We start from the raw sequence: 13072 nt of genomic DNA, 5'->3' as shown, positions 1-13072 counted from the left end.
CTACAGCGCACTAATCTAAAGCACACTGATCTAAAGCTCATTGGCAGCGTAATGGCTGGCAGTGGGCTTTTTTTATGAGTGCGTAATGCAAAAACTGTTTTTTGACGGCAGCTGTGCCTTATGCCGGCGCGAGATAAACTGGCTGGGGCCTAAACTGAAGCCACATCTTGAGCTGGTGGATATCAGCAAAGATGGCTTTACCGGCTTTGCCGGCGTAAGTAAAACTGCCATGATGCAGCAAATTCACCTGTGGCAGGATGATCATTTTTTAATTGGTATCGACGCTACCCTGCACTATTGGCAGCTGGCCGGGCACAACTGGCTGGTGAGGTTGTTGCGTTTAGCGCCCTGTTATTGGCTGGCAAAAAAAGCCTATGCTTATTGGGCGACCAAACGCAGTAACTGCTCAAACAACGACTGCGCCATTTAAGATAACGCACTATGTCACGCTCTGCGATACGCCGGCGCAGTGTCAGCAAAGCTGCCACTGCCACCGATAAACACATATTGCACCTGCACCGCGCTATGGCCGGTAAACTGCTGGCCGAGCCCTGGCGTATAACTGACATACGCCAAACGCTGGAGCGCCGTTATCAGGCTGGCCAGTTAAAACACAGCGGTTATATTCACTGGAACAGTATTTTAGATTGTATTGACCAACCCGAGCTGTTTCTCAGCGCGCTGCTGGATAACGGCGAACGCATGTGCAAACTGCGCCGGCGCACAGTGTTGGTAGGCATATTAACCGAGCCAGAGCGCCTGGCACTGCTATCGGAGACACCGGAATGACACTGATAAACCGCCTTGGCTATGCCGGCCTGCTCCCCTTTATCGTTCTGCCGCTGCTTTACAGCCGGCAACTCTGGCTGAGCAGCGCCGATATTATCCAGCTGTATCAGCTATACAGCGCATTGATATTGGGCTTTATGGCCGGCGTACTGTGGCCGGTGTTGCACAGCAACAGCGCAACTGCCGCCAAAATAAGCCGGCTGGCACTGCTTGCCGTAACCTTTCCGGTACTCAGCATCATTGCGCTGCTGTTTGCTGACGATTATTTCTTAGCGACCCAGGCCTGCTTGTTTGTGTTGGTGCGCACAGCAGAGTACCGCAGCGGATTAAATCAGCAATACTCCGCCCAATACCGTGCCCTGCGTAACCATCTGACATTGGTGGTTTGTATCAGCCATCTGCTGCTATATTACCTGGTAATGGCAGCAGGCTAACCCAGCTTGCTGCGACAATATGTCACACCCGCATAACCATTTGAGTTTATTACACTAGCGGCCTGACTTTTTGTTAAGGACTGCTTTATGTTATCCACGCCCCCCGCCATGTCGTGCCGCCAATGCCCTGCATCACGCTATACTGCCCTTAGTTTGTTACTGTTAACCTCTTGCAGCGCTCTGTCGCAAGCGAGCAATACTGAGCTGGAAATAATTGAAGTTAAGGGGGTAAACTGGCAAACCAGCCAAAGCGGCAGCGAGCAGTTATTGCGCGCAAAAGGCGTTGATTTCTCTGCCGCCGGCGGGGTTTCAGCCTTACCGCTGTTAAACGGCATGATGGGCAACCGCATTAAAGTATTAATTGATGGCAGCGATATCGGCGCAGCCTGTGCCAACGAAATGAACCCGCCGCTGTCGTATATTTCCGCCAATCAGATATATGCTGTCTCAGTGATTGCCGGTATTTCCCCGGTTAGTATGGCTGGCGATAATATCGCCGGTGTGATTAGCGTAAGCAGCATCAACCCAACCTTTACCGACAGCGCCAGCCTGTCTCACCAACAAAGTTACCTTGGTAGCCGTTATCAAAGCAATGGCGACGCAATTAACATAACTGGCGGCACGGAGTTTTCCAGCAAACAATTCAGCCTGAAATACGACGGCGCCTATAGCGATGCCAACAGTTACCGCGACGGCAACGACGAAAGAGTGCCTGATACCTTGTACCGGGCGCAAAACCATCAGCTGGTTGGTGCCTGGCAGGATGGCGAAGAGCAACTGGCGGTTAAGCTTAGCCATCAGTACATTCCGTTTCAGGGCTTTGCCAACCAGTATATGGACATGACAGAAAACCAGAGCTTTGGCGTAACGCTGCAATACCAGCGCCCACTGGCCGACGGTGATTTGTTGGCCCGTGTTAACTGGCAAGGTATCGAGCACGAAATGGGCTTTTTTAGCGCAGAAAAGCCCGGCACCATGCCGATGCTGACCGACAGTGACGATTACAGTTATCAACTGCATTGGCAAACTGCAATATCAAGCGACACTACGCTAAAAGTCGGCCACGAGTTTTATCAGTTCCGTTTAAACGATATCTGGCCGGCAGTGCCAGGCTCAATGATGATGGGCCCGGACGATTACATCAATATTAATGATGGCAAACGCCAGCGTCTGGCAATTTTTGCCGAACTTAACCAACAATTAACGACAACATGGCTGCTTAACTATGGCCTGCGCCTGGAGCAAGTTAGCACCAATACCGGCGATGTTCAGGCTTACAACAACATGATGATGGGCATGATGGCGGCCGATGCTGTAGCAGCACAGGCGTTTAACCAGCAAGACCGCAAGCAGAGCGATACGCTGGTAGATCTGAGCTTTTCAGCCAGTTATCAGTTGGATGACGCGCAGCAACTGCAGTTTGGTCTGGCACAGAAAAACCGCGCCCCCAACCTGTACGAACGTTACAGCTGGGGCCAGGGCCAAATGGCCATCACCATGATTGGCTGGTTTGGTGACGGCAACGGCTATATCGGCGATATTAACCTGAAGCCCGAAACCGCCCGCACCCTGAGTATTGCTTATCTTTACAGCAGTGATAACACCATGCTGCAATTGCGGCCGTTTTACACCAAGGTTGCGGATTTTATCGACGTGAGCATTGCTGGCAGCTTTAATACCGGCGACAACCTGCGTCACCGGCTGCAGTTTGTTAATTTAGACGCCACTTTATATGGCATTGAAGCCAGTGGCGAATGGCTGTTAGCGTCTGACGCCCGTTTGGGTCAGTGGCAGTTGCAAGCAGAGGCCAAAGTAAACCGGGCTAATCGCGACAATAGTAACGAGCCCCTTTACCAGCAAAGGCCATTTAATACGTCAGTTCAGCTGCAACATCAGCTGGGTAAGCTGCAAACTGCACTAAAATGGCAATGGCAGGATGGCAAAAGCCGGCTGGACAGTCGCCGGCTGGAAAACCCAACCGCCAGCTATGCCTTATTGGATCTGAATAGCCAATGGCAACATAATCAGTTAACACTGAGTTTTGGCATCAGCAACCTGCTGGATAAAGACTATGAACTGCCACTTGGCGGCGTCAATATCGCTGAATACCGCCAGGACAACAGCAACGGCTTTAGCCAACTGAAAGGTGCCGGCCGCTCGGTAAATGCCGGTATCCGTTTTAACTTTATGTAGTCGAGTGCTATTTATGATCAAAGCTTGCCGCTGGTTGCACAATTGGCTGGGTTTAATCTTGGTTCTCCAGATTATATTCTGGTTTTTAAGTGGCCTCGTGATGGCGGTTATGCCTATTGAGCAAGTACGGGGGGAGCATTTACGTTTCAGTAGCACCCTAACCTGGCATACAGCATCTGTAGCGCCGGCGAGCATACTTAAACACCATAGTGCGAACGCCAGCTTAAGCCTTAGCCAGCAACTACATATTAGCGACCAGCAACTTAGCGCAAGCCCGGTGTACCTGGTAGCAGATGATGATCAACATTACCGATACTCAGCCACTACCGGCAAACCGGTAGCAAATTTAACCGAACACCAGATCCGGCAACTGGCGACAGCACAATACCTTGGGCAAGGCCAATTGCAAAAGGTACAGTTATTACAGCAACTGCCACAGGAAGTTAAAAATCTGACCGCACCGCTTTGGATAGTGCAATTTAACGATGCCAATAACACCAGCTTTTATCTGGACCCGGCAACAGGCTTGGTACAACGGGTAAGAACCAACGGCTGGCGTGTGTTCGATTTTTTCTGGATGCTGCACATTATGGATTATCAGGATCGCAGCAACTTTAATAACCCGCTGCTTATCGCCACTGCCGCAGCGTCCTTGCTGTTTACCCTAAGCGGTTTGGCATTATTATGGCAACGCTTTAAACCGGCCCGACGTCGTTCACGCCTGGCCGGTTTACCGGACTAACGGAGCATTCACGACCTTATTAGTACGCCACACTAAAGCGTTTATTCAAATGCTGCGGTTGCTCTGTTTCATCCAGCATAGCTGCAGCATAATCACCGTTAGATATGCGGCTTTTGCCCTCAGCGTCGGTAAGTAAATTATCTAAGCCCAGCCGGAAATTGCCGGTTTTATCGCCCGGGAATATTTCAGCCGCCGGCGATAAAAAGCTCCAGTTAAGCGCACTTTGTTCGCGTAACTGCTGCAGCACTTCAGCCGCACCTTCAGCGGTAGCGCGGTATTCCGGTGGAAACTGCGGGCTGTCCAATAAGCGGCTGCCATCGGGTAGCAGTAAGGTTGCGGCACCGCCTACCACCAGCAAGCGGCCTACGTTAGCGGCCGTTGCCGCATTCAGTACCGAGTTAAACGCCTTTAAGTAATAACCCTTTACATCTTGCTGCGCGTGGCCGCTAAAGGCGCTGATCACCACCGCTTTACCACTAAGCAGCCGGGTTAACGCCGGGGTGTCGTTAATATCCAGCCCCACTACGGTTAAGCCCGCTTGCACCGCTACGCGCTCAGGCCGGCTTACCACCGCTGTTACCTGATGGCCGCGTGCCAGTGCTTCAGCAGTAATGGCCGAGCCGATAAATCCTGATGCGCCTAAAATGACTAATTCCATCCTGTTTTCCTCACAAGGTTGTTGTCTGAACAATTAATGTGACGACATTATGGCGGCTCGATTAACACAGAAAAATAGCTTAATATTAAAATCACTGTTTAATAAATTAAAACAATCATGCTAAAGCAAGCCGATTTAAATAGCCTGCAACTGGTGCAGCGCCTGGCGCAGGCCGGCAGCTTTACCGCCGCCGCCGAACAGCTGGGCTGCAGTAAAACTACCATTAGCCTGCAGTTAAAAGCGCTGGAGCAACACCTGGAGGTAGCACTGTTTCGCCGCACTACCCGCCAGCTCAGCTTAACCCGTGCCGGCGAACAGTTACTGCACGATTGCCTGCCACTGCTGGACCAGCTGCAACACGCGTTGCAGCAATTGCAAAGCAGCGACAAAGTATTACAGGGTAAGCTGGTATTAAGCGCACCGGAAGATTACACCAACCGCATATTGGCGCCCGCCGTAGTCGCCTTTATGGCGCGGCATCCGGCGTTAGAGGTAGAGTTTCGCAGCAGCGACCAGGTCAAAGACCTTATCAAAGAAGGTATCGATTTAACCATCCGCGCCGGTTGGTTAAAAGACTCCAATCAAACCGCACGCAAACTCGGCAGCTTTGAACAATGGTTACTGGCCGCCCCGGCCTATCTGGCAAAAGCCGGCACACCACAACATCCGCAGGATCTCACCAGCCATGCCTTTATTGCTTTTACACCGTTAAACCAGCCGCAGCAGTGGACTTTTAGCCACACTAACCCACACACAGGGGCAAAGCAGCAAGTTAGTCAGTATTTACAGGCACCGCTTAAAACCAGCTCTACCCATACTATTACTGCCTTAATGCTGGCCGGCGCCGGCCTTGGCATACTGCCCGACTACAGCGCCCGCGAGTTAGTTAACAGCGGGCATTTAGTCCGGCTATTGCCGGACTGGAGCTTAGCGCAAGCCGGTATTTACGCAGTATACCCACCAGGGCGCTTTCGCCCGGCACGGGTAACCGCCTTTGTCGATTTTTTGCAGCAGTATCAGCAAGTTTGACCGAATGAGCTTTAATCAGCAGTGGAAATTGGCTGTTAAAGGTCGGGTGTGTGCCAAATTTCTAATCTCTAGCAAAATTATCAGCGCTGTGAAGATATCCAGTTCACATCTGGTTACCGTCGTTGCCTGTTAGGCGGGTTAGCTAGCATAGTTGTCAGCTGTACCTATAAGTTATTGTAAGTTCTAAAGAAGCCGTGTAGTGTTCTGTACATTAAATTTACAAAGGCAGGTTGCCCCGTGTTTAACTACGGATCGATTCGCCTAATAAGCGTTAAGAGTCATGGAGGATGTATGAACACCGAAATACTTATTGAACGTGTTGAAGAGTTAATCACCTTAGGTAACAACGTTCTCAAGACGGAAGCTCAAAGTGGACAATTTATTAGAGTAGATCTGGTCTTGTTCTATCAATTCAGAGCTGCGTCAATGTCATTTATACTCAAATTATTTGGTCTGACTCATCCATATTTCACGGATTTCTCCGAAAAAGTAAGTGATGCTCAGCCATCTACAACCAAGCGTGGGATCGGGATATTATCAGCTGTAAAAGGTGAAATAGAAAATGGCTGGTTAACCACAACAAGGGGCTTAATCTCGGCAGACATTTTCGCAGATTTTCTCGAAATGGCGGAACACCAGCTTAATGAAGGTTATAAAGACCCAGCAGCTATACTTGCCGGAACTGCGTTGGAACAACATTTAAGGATACTGTGTAAAACTCATCAAATAGATGTTGAAATTGAACGCAATGGTAAGCTGGTGCCGAAAAAAGCAGATGTTGTAAATGCGGACTTATGTAAGACTGGTGTTTACAACAAAATCGATCAGAAAAACGTTACTTATCTGCTTGGCATTCGCAATAACGCGGCTCACGGTGAATTTGAACAATATGACTCAAAGCAGGTTGAGTTAATGATAGTCTCAATATCTGACTTCATTGGCCGAACGAATGACACTTAACTCACTCGTCCCGCTCGCTGTGACGCAAAAACGGCGCGGCTTCGCCATGACCGCGCCGTTATTGGGGCGTATAGCAGTCCGAGTTAACTGAGAGCGATAAAATGACTGAAAAAAATATAGTTGAAGAGACTGCTAAAGCTTTAGGGCTAAAAGATCTTGCTCCAGAAATCTATAAAGACTTATTACAACCAGCAACTCGTGAAGTTGGAAAGGCGTTATTAACAACAGCCAAAACGGTCTCTATCGCTCTCGCACCTCTAGATGCAGTAAATTGGGGGTATCAACAAAGCAAGCAATGGCTTTCGGCTAAAGTGACCCAAAAACTCGCAAATATTCCCGTATCCGAAATCCAGCCACCGCCTATGAATATTGCTGGCCCAGCTGCACTTAATCTGTATTTTTCGTATGACCAAGAAGCACTAAGAAACATGTACGCACAACTCATTGCTTCGTCTATGAAAAAAAGTACATCAGGAAACGTACATCCGGCTTTCGTTTCAATAATTCAGCAGCTTTTACCTGGAGAAGCCATTTTGTTAGAAGTCCTATATAGAGAGGCTGGTTCGAATATCATTGGGGAAAGGAATCGTAGCAATTATTCTGGAGAAACAAATGCTGTTGAATGGGCGTCAAACATAATATTTGAAGTTTGTAAAAAGAGTAATTTAGTACTAGAGCTTGATTTTAACTCTAGTTTATTAAATTTAATGAGATTAAAACTAATAGATTTAGAATCCGAAAGTGAAGCAGAGTACGTTCCTGAATATGGAGATAGTAAAGGTATATACAGTCCCACAGTAAATTTACATATTACTGATTCTCTCGCTTTTACTGTGCTTGGAAATAGATTTGTTAGATCTTGTATCGAAATTGAGAACTGTAGATGAAAAGTGGCTGCATGCTGATAAACCCCGCCCTGCTAGGCTCTGTTTTTGGATTATTAGGGTCACCCATTAGCCTCTCGGAGTCAGATCAAAATTAACCTTACCGTTTGCTTATCGCTCATTGCCGCTTTGACGAAGCGCCGATATGCTCCGGCGGTACGGAGCACTTGCCGCTTGATATTTGCGATAGCCGCAACTTACCGCCTATCGCTTAAAAGCGTTAATCTGCGGCAATGGCTTTTATTCTCGCACTTTAAGCTCCATCACCACACCGTCGTTTTCATCTTCTTCGGTAACCACAAAGCCAAAGCGGGCGTAAAAATTGCGCATGGCATCATGGCCCGGCATATACAAAATAGAGATAATTTTACACTCGGGTATTTGGCTTATTTCTGCTATTGCCAACCGGGTTGCTTCAGTACCTATGCCCTGCCCCTGCAGTTTCAGGTCGACCATAAATTGGGCGATATAAAACTCATCCGGCAAGCCCTCTTCCAGCTCTTGATAATACTGTAAAAACCCCACTACCTGTTCGCCGCGGTAAATGGCTCGGTTTACGTAATGATCAAAAAAGTGTGATTCCGCTATCGACTCCGCATTTTGCGCAACATAGTCTTCTTGCTGCCGGCTTATTTGCAGGTTAATAACATCCAGCCAATTATCCTTTGTTACTTCGCGCAAACTAATTTCCACGTTATTTCCTTATTTTTAACAATCGCAGAGATTAATTGGGCCTTGCCGTGGGTTTTCAACTTCAGACAGAAAATTTAGTATGCCCATGCTTAGACAGCAGCGCCGTTAAATTATCAGGCCTTGCTGCTAGTGCGCGCCGCTGCGCCGCATATCCGGCAGCCAAATAGCTAACATACCCAGCAGCGGTAACCAGGCACACAATTTAAAGATATAAGTAATGCTGGTGGCATCTGCCAGCACGCCTAATACGGCGGCAGCAATGCCGCTAATACCAAACATTAAGCCGTAAAAAATGCCCGAGATCATACCGATGTTGCGCGGCACAAGCTCTTGGGCAAACACAATAATGGCCGAAAACGCCGAAGACATAACCAGGCCAATAAGCACTGTCAGCACTGCCGCGCCAAACAGGTTGCTGTAAGGTAACAGTAAAGTAAGGGGTGCCGCGCCGAGGATAGACACCCAGATCACCGGTTTGCGGCCTATTTTGTCACCTACCGGACCACCAATTACGGTGCCTACGGCAACAGCGGCCAAAAACAGAAATAAAAATAACTGCGAGTCGGCAACCGATACGGCAAACTTTTCAATCAGATAAAAAGTGTAGAAGTTACTCAGGCAGGTCATATACACGTACTTGGAAAACACCAGCAGCGCCAGTACCAGCAAGGCCTGTTTGGTTTGCCGTGCTGATAAACCGTTATCTGCAACCACACTGCTGCGTTTGGCCGCCGTAGCATGCGAGGCAATAACCCAGCGGCTAACGCGCTGCAGCACTATGATGCCGACAATAGCAAATAAACAAAACCAACCTATGCTGCCCTGGCCGCGCGGAATAATAATCAGTGCAGCAAGTAATGGCCCCAGCGCCGAACCGGCATTGCCGCCCACCTGAAACATCGCCTGCGCCAGGCCATAGCGGCCACCGGAAGCCATACGTGCCACCCTCGATGCCTCGGGGTGGAAGGTGGATGAGCCCAGGCCAATCATTGCCGACGCCAGCAGTAGCATGCCAAAGCTGTCTACCAGACTTAGCATGGCCAGCCCCAGCAGCGTAAACAGCATACCCAGCGGCAATAAGCCGGGTTTAGGGTGTTTGTCGGTATAAAAGCCTACGGCGGGTTGCAACAGCGACGCAGTAAGCTGAAAAATCAGCGTGATCAGGCCGATTTGGGTAAAACTGAGCAGATATTGCTGTTTTAACATCGGATAAATGGCCGGTAAAACCGCCTGGATCAGATCGTTTAGCAAATGCACAAAACTCACTGCGCCAACCACCGGCAGTGCCAGTGCCGCAGGTGCGGCAACCGCTAACGTAGCAGCGGCTTTATTAACGCCTGTCATAATTCTCCGGCGACGGCTTAATGTAAAGGGCAGCAACTATACACTATCGAAACATTTACCGAATAAGACCAGCGCCGGTTTGCTGCTGAGCTGCGATATCTGCCGCAAGCCGGGCACAAAGCAATATCAGTTTAATAACACCTTTGTTTGGGCCGGCTTAGCCATTGCTTCTTTTTCTGAACTGCGCGGCTTTGTAGCGGTTGCCACATAACGCCATACTGCACCAACGCCGCTTGTGGGCTTTAGTGCGATCATAAAACCACAAAATACAGTCCGGATGTTCGCACTGTTTAACCAAATCAATATTAGCCTCAACCAACAATAGCGCCACAGCTTCGGCTACCGGCCCCAGCAACGAGGCTATGGTTGTACCGCTGGCTATGCGCCGTAGCAGCGGCTTGCCTTCTTTATCTCGCTCTACATGCAGTGCACTGTGGTATGTATGCAGATAGGTATTTAACCCACTGATATCTTCTGACTTGCCCGCTTTAAATGCGCCAATAAGCTGCCTGGCAAGCGTTCGCAGTGCTTTGGCCTGTAGCAGTAATTCTCCCTTAGCAAATGCGCTGCTACCTGCGACAGGAAAAATGTTGTGTTGTGCCAGCCAGCGCAGTACATCCGCATCGCTGTGCCAGTATTCAACCGTCTTGTCGTCGTTACGCGCTTCGGTATTAAGCAAGTCCATCGCCAGGTGATCACCCAGCATGGGGGCGGCGTTCAGGTTGTCGTCGTGCGGTTGTGCAGAAGTAGCCATACAGTAACCCCTAAAAATTAATTTGACAGGTTAGCACAAATACACCAAACTTACACTATAACCACTAAATTACAACTTTACTGGTTACTAAATTAATCTCAAGCCAAACTATATGGAGCCATCATGACAACGCCAAAAATGCTGCTTGCCGCAGCAAGCTTAACCGCTTCTTTGTATGCCAACAGTGCAGAAAATCCGCCACAGGTGCACCACCAGACCATCGATATGCAGGGTGTAAAGCTGTTTTACCGCGAAGCCGGTTCAGTACAGGCACCTACGGTATTGCTGCTGCATGGTTTTGGTGCCTCGTCGTATATGTTCCGCCGGCTGATACCGCAACTGGCAACGAAATATCATGTTATCGCGCCGGACTTGCCGGGCTTCGGCCAGACAACCGTTAGCAGCGACGTTAACTTTACTTACAGTTTTGACAATCTGGCCACCGTTATAGATGCCTTTACCGTGGCGAAAAAGCTGGACCGTTATGCCCTGTATGTATTCGATTACGGTGCTCCGGTGGGCTGGCGCCTGGCAGTAAATAATCCGGAAAAAATCACCGCCATCGTTAGCCAGAACGGCAACGGCTACGAAGAAGGCTTAAGTGCCGGCTGGGCTGATATGCAAAAAGCCTGGGCTAATCCTACAGCGGAAAACCGTGAAGCACTGCGCCACTTTAATAACGCCGACATGCTGAAATGGCAGTACACTGAAGGCGTTACAGATACCTCGCTGATTGCGCCTGAAACCTACCAGTTGGCCCACTCAGCAATAGAGCGTATTGGCGTGGACGTACAGCTGGATTTGTTAGTCGACTACGGCAACAATATTAAGCAGTACAGCCGGCTGCACGACTATTTCCGCCGTTACCAGCCACCGCTGCTGGCTATTTGGGGCGAGAACGACCCGTTCTTCTTGCCGGCAGGCGCCAATGCCTTTAAGCGTGATAACCCCAACGCTGAGGTGCAATTCCTTAACACCGGTCACTTCGCCATTGAAACACACGGCAATGAAATCGCCGCCGCCATGTTGGCGTTTCTCAACCGCAGCATCACACCTTAACCGGCGAGCTGGTATGTCAGCAGATTTTACCCATAAGATCTGCCGGCAACATCAAAGAAATAGCTGTTGTGCCGCTATGGTTACTGCTGCCATCCTGGTGTACGCCTGTGCTAACATGCCAAACACTGATAACCGCTTGATGATACACACGCTTTGCTGAACTTTTTCCCGCCAAAACAAAAGCAGGTGCTGTTAATTGCCCTGCCGATGATTGCCTCTAACCTGACAATACCGCTGCTGTCGCTGGTAGACACTGCCGTGGTGGGCCATCTTGACCATGCCTGGTATTTAGGTGGCGTGGCGCTGGGTAGTAGTGTGATTAGCCTGCTGTTTTTACTGCTGGGCTTTTTGCGTATGAGCACCACCGGTTTAACGGCACAGGCGTTTGGCGCTGCTGATAAACCGGCCATACGCAGCGGCTTGCTGCAAGGGGCGATAGTAGCGCTGGCATTAGCATTGCTGTTGTTACTGCTGCATCCTGTGGTGTGGCCGCTGGTGCAATGGTTCAGCGCGGCCGGCAGTGACGTATTGCAACAGGCGGGGATTTATTTTCATGTCCGCATCTGGAGCGCGCCGGCGGCTTTGCTGAATATGGTGCTGCTGGGCTGGTTTTTAGGCCTGCACAATGCCCGATACCCCATGTGGCTGCTGTTACTGGGCCAAAGTATTAATATCGTGCTGGATATCGTGTTTGTGTTGGGGCTGGGCTGGAACGTTGCCGGTGTGGCCGCCGCCTCGGTAATTGCCGATTACAGCACGCTGCTGGTTGGCCTGGTGCTGGCACGGAGGGTATGGCAGCAGCAAAAGCTTGGCGCGCTAAGCCGGTTAAGCCTGCCGCAACTTAGCGGTTATGGCCGCCTGTTTGCGCTTAACCGCGATATTTTTATCCGCAGCCTGTGCCTGCAACTGGTGTTTGTGTTTATTGCCTTTCGTGGTGCCGCCTTTGGCGACAACATTGTGGCGGCCAATGCGGTGCTGATCACGTTTTTAATGCTGGTGTCTTACGCGCTGGATGGCTTTGCCTATGCTGCTGAAGCGATGACCGGCAAAGCGGTAGGCGCAAAAGATCACAACGAATTGCATCAGTTGTTTGCCATACTGGCACAGTGGGGCCTGCTGCTGGGTATAGTGTTCAGCCTGCTGTTTTGGCTGGGCGGCCCGGCATTAATCAGCGTGCTTACCTCTATCGCTGTGGTGCAAACTACCGCAGAGCTTTACCTGCCCTGGCTGATAGCCCTGCCCTTACTGGCGGTATGGAGCTACCTGTTGGACGGTATTTATATCGGTGCCACCCAAGGGCGCGCTATGCGTAACAGTATGCTGTTATCCTTCGGCGGTTTTGCCCTGTGTTACGCCCTGACACAAAGTGCCGGTAACCATGCCCTATGGCTGGCGCTGTGCGTATTTATGTTACTGCGCGGCCTGACACTGGCGTGGCCCCTATACCGGCGCACAGCGACGGTATTGTTTAAATAAGAAGCTCCGCCGTGGTACGGCGATATTGTTTGAATCTACACCCGGTGCTTTTAAAAA

At 50.0% G+C, this 13072-nt stretch carries 14 protein-coding genes; 10 read left to right on the top strand and 4 right to left on the bottom strand.

The annotated features are described in order from the left end of the window. The first annotated feature begins 85 nt into the window (after positions 1-85). The 5 genes from HRH59_RS02235 to HRH59_RS02215 all read left to right on the top strand — a co-directional run bounded on the left by HRH59_RS02235 (position 86) and on the right by HRH59_RS02215 (position 4158). Entirely contained in the window at positions 86-430 is a 345-nt protein-coding gene (locus HRH59_RS02235) for a thiol-disulfide oxidoreductase DCC family protein (protein WP_173499641.1), read from the top strand. Positions 431-441: 11 nt separating this feature from the next. Further along, positions 442-789, top strand: a complete 348-nt coding sequence (locus HRH59_RS02230) for a hypothetical protein (protein ID WP_173499640.1) — start codon at positions 442-444, stop codon at positions 787-789. Next, entirely contained in the window at positions 786-1223 is a 438-nt protein-coding gene (locus tag HRH59_RS02225) for a DUF3429 domain-containing protein (RefSeq protein WP_173499639.1), read from the top strand. Before HRH59_RS02230 ends, HRH59_RS02225 begins: the two co-directional genes overlap by 4 nt. A gap of 87 nt (positions 1224-1310) precedes the next feature. Further along, a complete protein-coding gene (locus tag HRH59_RS02220; protein WP_173499638.1) occupies positions 1311-3416 on the top strand; it encodes a TonB-dependent receptor in 2106 nt (701 codons plus the stop codon). Continuing rightward, the gene (locus HRH59_RS02215; protein WP_331460142.1) at positions 3388-4158 is read left to right on the top strand and encodes a PepSY domain-containing protein; all 771 of its coding nucleotides are present in this window, start codon (positions 3388-3390) and stop codon (positions 4156-4158) included. Before HRH59_RS02220 ends, HRH59_RS02215 begins: the two co-directional genes overlap by 29 nt. Before the next feature lie 19 nt (positions 4159-4177). Here the strand turns inward: HRH59_RS02215 and HRH59_RS02210 are convergent, their stop codons facing one another. Continuing rightward, the gene (locus HRH59_RS02210) at positions 4178-4816 is read right to left on the bottom strand and encodes an NAD(P)-dependent oxidoreductase (RefSeq protein ID WP_173499636.1); all 639 of its coding nucleotides are present in this window, start codon (positions 4814-4816) and stop codon (positions 4178-4180) included. Between the two features lie 117 nt (positions 4817-4933). Here HRH59_RS02210 and HRH59_RS02205 point away from each other — a divergent pair, with 117 nt between their 5' ends. The 3 genes from HRH59_RS02205 to HRH59_RS02195 all read left to right on the top strand — a co-directional run bounded on the left by HRH59_RS02205 (position 4934) and on the right by HRH59_RS02195 (position 7692). Beyond that, positions 4934-5845 (top strand): LysR family transcriptional regulator, encoded by a 912-nt coding sequence (locus HRH59_RS02205; protein WP_173499635.1) that lies wholly within the window; start codon positions 4934-4936, stop codon positions 5843-5845. A gap of 291 nt (positions 5846-6136) precedes the next feature. Next, entirely contained in the window at positions 6137-6805 is a 669-nt protein-coding gene (locus HRH59_RS02200) for a hypothetical protein (RefSeq protein WP_173499634.1), read from the top strand. A gap of 101 nt (positions 6806-6906) precedes the next feature. Further along, positions 6907-7692, top strand: coding sequence for a DUF4393 domain-containing protein (locus HRH59_RS02195; protein WP_173499633.1), 786 nt, complete (start codon positions 6907-6909; stop codon positions 7690-7692). A 237-nt stretch (positions 7693-7929) separates the two neighbouring features. On the opposite strand, the gene HRH59_RS02190 is transcribed toward HRH59_RS02195, so the two are convergent. The 3 genes from HRH59_RS02190 to HRH59_RS02180 form a co-directional block, all read right to left on the bottom strand. Further along, entirely contained in the window at positions 7930-8382 is a 453-nt protein-coding gene (locus HRH59_RS02190) for a GNAT family N-acetyltransferase (protein ID WP_173499632.1), read from the bottom strand. A 126-nt stretch (positions 8383-8508) separates the two neighbouring features. After that, positions 8509-9726, bottom strand: coding sequence for an MFS transporter (locus HRH59_RS02185; protein WP_173499631.1), 1218 nt, complete (start codon positions 9724-9726; stop codon positions 8509-8511). Positions 9727-9883: 157 nt separating this feature from the next. Continuing rightward, entirely contained in the window at positions 9884-10480 is a 597-nt protein-coding gene (locus tag HRH59_RS02180) for a CGNR zinc finger domain-containing protein (protein WP_173499630.1), read from the bottom strand. A 123-nt stretch (positions 10481-10603) separates the two neighbouring features. Here HRH59_RS02180 and HRH59_RS02175 point away from each other — a divergent pair, with 123 nt between their 5' ends. After that, entirely contained in the window at positions 10604-11539 is a 936-nt protein-coding gene (locus HRH59_RS02175) for an alpha/beta fold hydrolase (RefSeq protein ID WP_173499629.1), read from the top strand. Between the two features lie 153 nt (positions 11540-11692). Then, a complete protein-coding gene (dinF, locus tag HRH59_RS02170; protein WP_231702375.1) occupies positions 11693-13015 on the top strand; it encodes an MATE family efflux transporter DinF in 1323 nt (440 codons plus the stop codon). Positions 13016-13072: the final 57 nt, after the last annotated feature.

Source organism: Rheinheimera lutimaris, assembly GCF_013283795.1.
Classification (GTDB): domain Bacteria; phylum Pseudomonadota; class Gammaproteobacteria; order Enterobacterales; family Alteromonadaceae; genus Alishewanella; species Alishewanella lutimaris.
The sequence above is the reverse complement of the archived record's forward strand: the minus strand, read 5'-3'. Positions and strand labels throughout refer to the sequence as shown.

Coding starts and splice junctions, on each gene's coding strand:
- HRH59_RS02230 (WP_173499640.1), top strand. CDS start 442: ATGTCACGCTCTGCGATACGCCGGCGCAGTGTCAGCAAAGCTGCCACT.
- HRH59_RS02210 (WP_173499636.1), bottom strand. CDS start 4,816: ATGGAATTAGTCATTTTAGGCGCATCAGGATTTATCGGCTCGGCCATT.
- HRH59_RS02235 (WP_173499641.1), top strand. CDS start 86: ATGCAAAAACTGTTTTTTGACGGCAGCTGTGCCTTATGCCGGCGCGAG.
- HRH59_RS02195 (WP_173499633.1), top strand. CDS start 6,907: ATGACTGAAAAAAATATAGTTGAAGAGACTGCTAAAGCTTTAGGGCTA.
- HRH59_RS02200 (WP_173499634.1), top strand. CDS start 6,137: ATGAACACCGAAATACTTATTGAACGTGTTGAAGAGTTAATCACCTTA.
- HRH59_RS02225 (WP_173499639.1), top strand. CDS start 786: ATGACACTGATAAACCGCCTTGGCTATGCCGGCCTGCTCCCCTTTATC.
- HRH59_RS02215 (WP_331460142.1), top strand. CDS start 3,388: ATGCCGGTATCCGTTTTAACTTTATGTAGTCGAGTGCTATTTATGATC.
- HRH59_RS02185 (WP_173499631.1), bottom strand. CDS start 9,726: ATGACAGGCGTTAATAAAGCCGCTGCTACGTTAGCGGTTGCCGCACCT.
- HRH59_RS02220 (WP_173499638.1), top strand. CDS start 1,311: ATGTTATCCACGCCCCCCGCCATGTCGTGCCGCCAATGCCCTGCATCA.
- HRH59_RS02180 (WP_173499630.1), bottom strand. CDS start 10,480: ATGGCTACTTCTGCACAACCGCACGACGACAACCTGAACGCCGCCCCC.
- HRH59_RS02205 (WP_173499635.1), top strand. CDS start 4,934: ATGCTAAAGCAAGCCGATTTAAATAGCCTGCAACTGGTGCAGCGCCTG.
- HRH59_RS02175 (WP_173499629.1), top strand. CDS start 10,604: ATGACAACGCCAAAAATGCTGCTTGCCGCAGCAAGCTTAACCGCTTCT.